Below are 5,042 nucleotides of genomic sequence, written 5' to 3'. Positions count from 1 at the left end.
GGCCGGCAGCGTCGCGCCGAGCTCCTCGATCACGGCCGTGTACGGCACCCCGGCCCCCACCCGGCACAGACCGTCAATCATCGACCATTCGCGCAGTTCGGCCACCTGGTTGAGGTCGAGCAGCGCCGGTGGCCTGCGGACGTCGAAGTTCAGCTCGACCATCACGTCCGTGCCGCCCTGGATGGGCACGGCGTCCGGCTGGTCCGCCTTGGCGGCCAGCGCCTCGTCCCACGTCGTGGGGCGCAAGAAGTCCATGTCTCTGCCTACTCCCAGGCGAATCCGGCGTCGGGCGCGTCCTCCCGCAGCACGCCGCCCTCGATGAGGCCGTAGGGGCGGTCGGCGGCGAAGAAGACCTCGTTGTCGTTGTCCAGGCCGAAGGGGGACAGATCGACCGGGAAGTGGTGCTTGTTCGGCATGGCGAGCCTGATCTCGCAGATCTCGGGGCAGGCCGTGAGCGCGCGCTCCCCCATGGCGTACAGGGTCTGCTGGAGCGAGAGGCTGTGGGTGTCGGCGAACGCGTCGAGGAGGCAGCGCCGCACCTCCGTGTACGCCTTGGCGTAGTCGGAGGCTGAGTCGGAGGCTGAGTCGGAGGCTGAGTCGGAGGCTGAGTCGGAGGCTGAGTCGGAGCCGGCGGCGTCCGCGTGGCGCCACTGGGCGGCGACGGCGGTGGCCAGGATGCGGTCGGTGGTGGGCTCCAGCGTGGTGTACTCGTCCACGATGTAGCCGTGGAACTCCGACCCGGTCGAGTTCAGCACCACGAGGTCCTTCAGCCCGGACACCACCGTGCTGCGGCCGTCCTCGTCGTGGTGGACCACGCACGTGCGCACCTCGCCGCCGTCGCGCACGAACGAGTGGGGCCCCGTACGGTTCCAGCCGTACTCCTCGATCTCCACCCTGGCGTGGTGGATCGAGGGCTGCGAGGCGACGAAGTGCCTGGCCAGCAGCAGGGCGAACGCCTCGATCTGGCCGACGCCGTGGCGCCTGGCGAAGGCGTAGACGGTGTTCTTCTGCGAGTCGGTCGGCAGCACGGCGGCGTTGTCGCCGGTCAGGTGGACGGCCTCCATGTCGCCCGACAGCGAGGTGCTGACGCTGATGTCCTTGACGTGGTGGACCGGACCCTGCCTGACCACGTGGACGAGCCTGGTCTCCGCCTTGCCGTAGCGGTTGGCGCCGAGCTTGACGGTCAATCTAGCTCCCTCGGTAGGTGGAGTAGGCGTACGGGCTGAGCAGCAGCGGCACGTGGTAGTGCTGGGCGGGGTCGGTCACGGTGAAGGTGACGACCACCTCGGGGTAGAACGTCTCCGTGAGGTAGGCGCCGGTGTCGAAGACGACGCGGTGCACCCCGGCCGCCGGGTCCCAGCCCTTGAGCCGGCCGTCGGCGTCGGTGCGGCCCTCGGCGACGACCCGGCCGTCGTGCTCCAGGCGTACGCGCAGGCCGGCGGCGGGCCGGCCGGTGACCGCGTCGAGCACGTGGGTGGAGAAGCTCATGCCCCCTCCTCGATGAGCCTGCCCAGCCGCAGCCGGGTGATGGCGGCCAGCTCGCCGCGTACGACGTCGCGCTCGCGCGCCGCGTCGTTGCCGAGCCGCCGCTTGAGCTTGTCCAGCATCTGGGTCCCCGTCAGCCCGGTCGCGCAGACGAGGTAGACATGCCCGAAACGCTCCTCGTAAACGCGGTTGCCCTCGGCGAGGGCCGCGCGCAGGTCGTCCTCGACGCCGGACTGCTCCCGCCGCGACCAGGACGCCTCCCGCCCGCTCCCGGCCGGCCGCTCGCCGATCCTGGGATGCGCGCTCAGGGCCTCCAGCACGTCGTCCCAGCTCAGCTCCAGCACGGCGGCGCGGGCGGTGTCGAGGAGCCGGTCGAGGCTCTCGTACGGCCGCCGGGCGGCCACCTCGCCGGCGAAGGCGCGCGAGGCGCAGCAGCTCAGCAGCCCGGCCTCCGCCTCGGCCGGTGGTCGCGCGTTGAACGCGGCGAGCGTTTCTGACATGTCAGAAGTACACACATGCGCTACGTGCCCGGTCCATCCGTGAGAACTCCAACCGGCGGCCCGCACGCGGGGCGGTTTTCGTGTCATGCTCCAATCGCCGGGCGCGCCCGCCCCCGCATCGGCTCGCGGGTCCTAAACTGAGGGTCATCATGACCGTGAAATCCCTGATCGGCGGACACGTCTCCGTCGCCGGCGGCCTGGCGACGGGCGGCCTGAAATACATGGCCGAGATCGGCGCCGAGATGATCCAGGTGTTCGTCACCAACCCGCGCGGGTGGGCGCTCACCGAGGGCAAGCCCGCCGAGGACGCCAAGCTGGCCGAGTCCGGCGTCGAGGCCTTCATCCACGTGCCCTACCTGGTCAACTTCGGCTCGCCCAGCCCCGAGACGCTGGGCAACTCCATCGCGATCGTGCGCCACACGCTGCGGCGCGGGGTGGAGACCGGCGCCAAGGGGGTCGTGGTGCACACCGGCTCGGCGGTGACGCAGCCGCGCGACGACGCGCTGCGGCAGTTGCACGACAACCTGCTGCCGCTGCTGGAGGAGATCCCGGAGGGCGGGCCCGATCTGCTGCTGGAGCCGATGGCGGGCCAGGGCGCGATGTTGTGCGCCACCGTCCAGGACCTTGAGCCCTACCTCGCCGCGCTCGACTGGCATCCGCGGGCGTGCGTCTGCCTCGACACCTGCCACGCCTTCGCCGCCGGCCACGACCTGGCCGCCGAGGGCGGGGTGAAGGAGACGATGGACGCGCTGCACGCGATCGCGCCGGGGCGGCTCAAGCTGATCCACGCCAACGACTCCAAGGACGTGTGCGGGGCGAAGAAGGACCGCCACGAGAACATCGGGGCCGGTCACATCGGCGCCGAGCCGTTCGGCGACCTCATGCGGCATCCGGCGGCGGCCGGGATCCCGCTCTGCGTCGAGACGCCGGGCAAGGCGCCGAAGCACGCCGAGGACATCACGCTGCTGAAGAAGCTGCGCGACGGCTGATCCCGGGCCGGGCTCCCGATCGGCGGGCGACCATGAAAGGGGCGCCCGCCCGAGCGATCCGGCCGCCCCCGCGTGCCGGATCGCGAGGCCCGGTTCGACAGCCTCGCGGGCGCCCCTTCACGGAACCGGCGTGGCGGGCCCAACCCCCCGGTCAAGGGCCCGACAGCCGCGGCGACCTGCGCGTCGCCGGTGAATTCCGCGCATCGGGCCGACCGTGAGCCGTGCGGCCCGTGTCTTCCGATGCGCCGGAAGAGCTCTCCGATGCCGAAACACTACGGTTGCGATCTTGCGGGAGAAACCCTGTTCACGGACAGCTCGCCGAACGGTGCGTAGTCAGCGATGTACGGAGAGTGCTGCCGCGATCAGCGGTCGTCCCGGGACGACGAGCGGTAGGTCAGGGGGCCTGCGAGATGCTCGGGCAGATGCATCCTGGCCATCATCCGGCCCACGTCCCTGGGCGTCCTGGCCGGCGCGGCCAGGGAGATCAGCACCATCGCGGCGAAGGCGACCGGCACGGCCACCGGCGCGGGGCAGGAGGTCAGCGGGCCCATGCGTACGCCCGTCTGCTCCCCGATCACCAGCACCGCCGTCGAGCCGCCCCCCAGGAGGATACCGGCCGCCGCGCCCGCGTCCGTCAGCCGCCGCCACCAGATCCCGAGCACGAGCAGCGGGCAGAACGTGGCCGCCGAGAGGCTGAGGCCGAGCAGCACGAGCGCCACCGACGCCCCGGGGGCGGTGACCGCCGTGAGCCCGAGCGCGGCCGCCAGGACCGCCACCACGGCCACGCGGAACGAGCGCGCCCCCGCCTTGGACGCGCGGGCCGACAGCGCGCCGCCCACGGCCGCCAGCACGCCCGCGGCGGTGGCCAGGAAGGCCGCGAACGCCTCCGTGGCCAGCAGGCCCGTCAGCTCCTCGTCCGCGGCCCCTGGGAAGAGCCTGGCGGGCAGCAGCAGCACGATCTCGTCCGCGGCGGCGCCGCGCAGCCGCGCGTGCCCCATGAGCCCGTACAGCGGTGGTACGACGCAGAAGGCCGCCAGCATGGCCTGCGTGGCCACCATGGAGCGGCGCGCGGCGTGACCGTCCCTGTCGGTGTGCACCCGCATGATCACGTGCGGCAGCCCCATCGTGCCCAGCGCGCACGCCAGCAGCACGGCCAGCACCCCCGGCAGCGAGGGGTCGCCAGCGCCCGCCAGCCCGGCGCCCCCGCCCCGGTAGGCGCCCTCGAACCAGGCCACGGCCCCCTCTTCCGCCAGCCACCAGCAGACGATCCCGACCCCGAGGAAGACCACCAGCTTGAGCCAGAACTGCGCGGCCTGCGCGCTCGTCACGCTGCCCAGCCCGCCGCCGACCGCCACGGCCAGCACCGCCGCCGCGACGGCGGCGGGGCCCAGCCACGGCGGCAGCCCGGTCAGCAGCCGCACCACGACCCCGGCGGCGTGCAGCTCGGCGACCATGAACGCCAGCCCGACGACGAGGACGCAGCAGGTGGTCAGCCGGCGCAGCCGGGCCGAGCGCAGCCGCCATTCGGCGAAGTCGGGCAGCGTGTACGCCCCCGAGCGCCGCAGCGGCGCGACCACGAGCGCCAGGATGACGACGAACCCGGCGGCGGCCCCCATCGGGTACCACAACATGGGCGAGCCGTGGGTGGCGATGAGCCCGGCCGTGCCCAGGCAGGCCGCGGCCGAGGTGAACTCGGAGCTGATCGCGGCCCCGTTCCACCAGGGCGGCACTCCCCTGGCCGCGACGTGGACGCCGGACACGCGGCGGGGCCGTGCGGCGCCCGCCGCGACGCCCAGGACCAGGACGAAGGCGATCCCGGTCAGCACGGCGACGTTCATCTCTCCAGCCGCTCCGCCCGCCTGAGCTGCAGCGCGGCGAGACCCACCCAGACGCCCTGAACCGCCAGCGACAAGACGACCCAGGCGCGGGGGTCGGGCACCCACATCGCCAGCACCGGGGGCCCGGCCAGCAGGGCGGCGACGGCTCCCACGATGCGCAGCGCCTGCCGTAACTGCCGCGCGACGAGTTCGGCCACGGGATCGGGCACGGGATCGGGCACGGGCTGAGG

General features: G+C 73.0%; 6 protein-coding genes and 1 pseudogene. 1 reads left to right on the top strand and 6 read right to left on the bottom strand.

What is annotated here, in order from left to right:
* From ABFX54_RS22275 to uraD, 4 genes are all read right to left on the bottom strand, one after another.
* Positions 1 to 255 (bottom strand): FAD binding domain-containing protein (locus ABFX54_RS22275; protein WP_346107641.1); only part of this gene is annotated, 255 nt, incomplete at its 3' end.
* A gap of 8 nt (positions 256 to 263) precedes the next feature.
* The gene (gene pucL / locus ABFX54_RS22270; protein WP_346107639.1) at positions 264 to 1,187 is read right to left on the bottom strand and encodes a factor-independent urate hydroxylase; all 924 of its coding nucleotides are present in this window, start codon (positions 1,185 to 1,187) and stop codon (positions 264 to 266) included.
* A 1-nt stretch (position 1,188) separates the two neighbouring features.
* Entirely contained in the window at positions 1,189 to 1,488 is a 300-nt protein-coding gene (gene uraH, locus ABFX54_RS22265) for a hydroxyisourate hydrolase (RefSeq protein WP_346107638.1), read from the bottom strand.
* A complete protein-coding gene (gene uraD / locus ABFX54_RS22260) occupies positions 1,485 to 1,985 on the bottom strand; it encodes a 2-oxo-4-hydroxy-4-carboxy-5-ureidoimidazoline decarboxylase (RefSeq protein WP_346107636.1) in 501 nt (166 codons plus the stop codon). The genes uraH and uraD overlap by 4 nt, the downstream gene beginning before the upstream one ends.
* Positions 1,986 to 2,134: 149 nt before the next feature.
* On the opposite strand from uraD, the gene ABFX54_RS22255 reads away from it, so the two are divergent.
* Positions 2,135 to 2,974 (top strand): deoxyribonuclease IV, encoded by an 840-nt coding sequence (locus ABFX54_RS22255; RefSeq protein ID WP_346107634.1) that lies wholly within the window; start codon positions 2,135 to 2,137, stop codon positions 2,972 to 2,974.
* 362 nt (positions 2,975 to 3,336) lie between these two features.
* Here ABFX54_RS22255 and ABFX54_RS22250 read toward each other — a convergent pair whose 3' ends face one another.
* Together ABFX54_RS22250 and ABFX54_RS22245 are read right to left on the bottom strand one after the other, a co-directional pair.
* The gene (locus ABFX54_RS22250) at positions 3,337 to 4,812 is read right to left on the bottom strand and encodes a sodium:solute symporter family transporter (protein WP_346107632.1); all 1,476 of its coding nucleotides are present in this window, start codon (positions 4,810 to 4,812) and stop codon (positions 3,337 to 3,339) included.
* A pseudogene (locus tag ABFX54_RS22245) lies at positions 4,809 to 5,042 on the bottom strand (hypothetical protein); the annotation flags it as partial. The pseudogene ABFX54_RS22245 and the gene ABFX54_RS22250, both read right to left, overlap by 4 nt.

Origin of the sequence: Nonomuraea maheshkhaliensis (genome assembly GCF_039529435.1) — a bacterium.
In the GTDB taxonomy this organism is placed as follows: Bacteria; Actinomycetota; Actinomycetes; order Streptosporangiales; family Streptosporangiaceae; genus Nonomuraea; species Nonomuraea maheshkhaliensis.
Note: the sequence above shows the minus strand (reverse complement) of the source record. Positions and strands in the feature narration are given on the sequence as shown.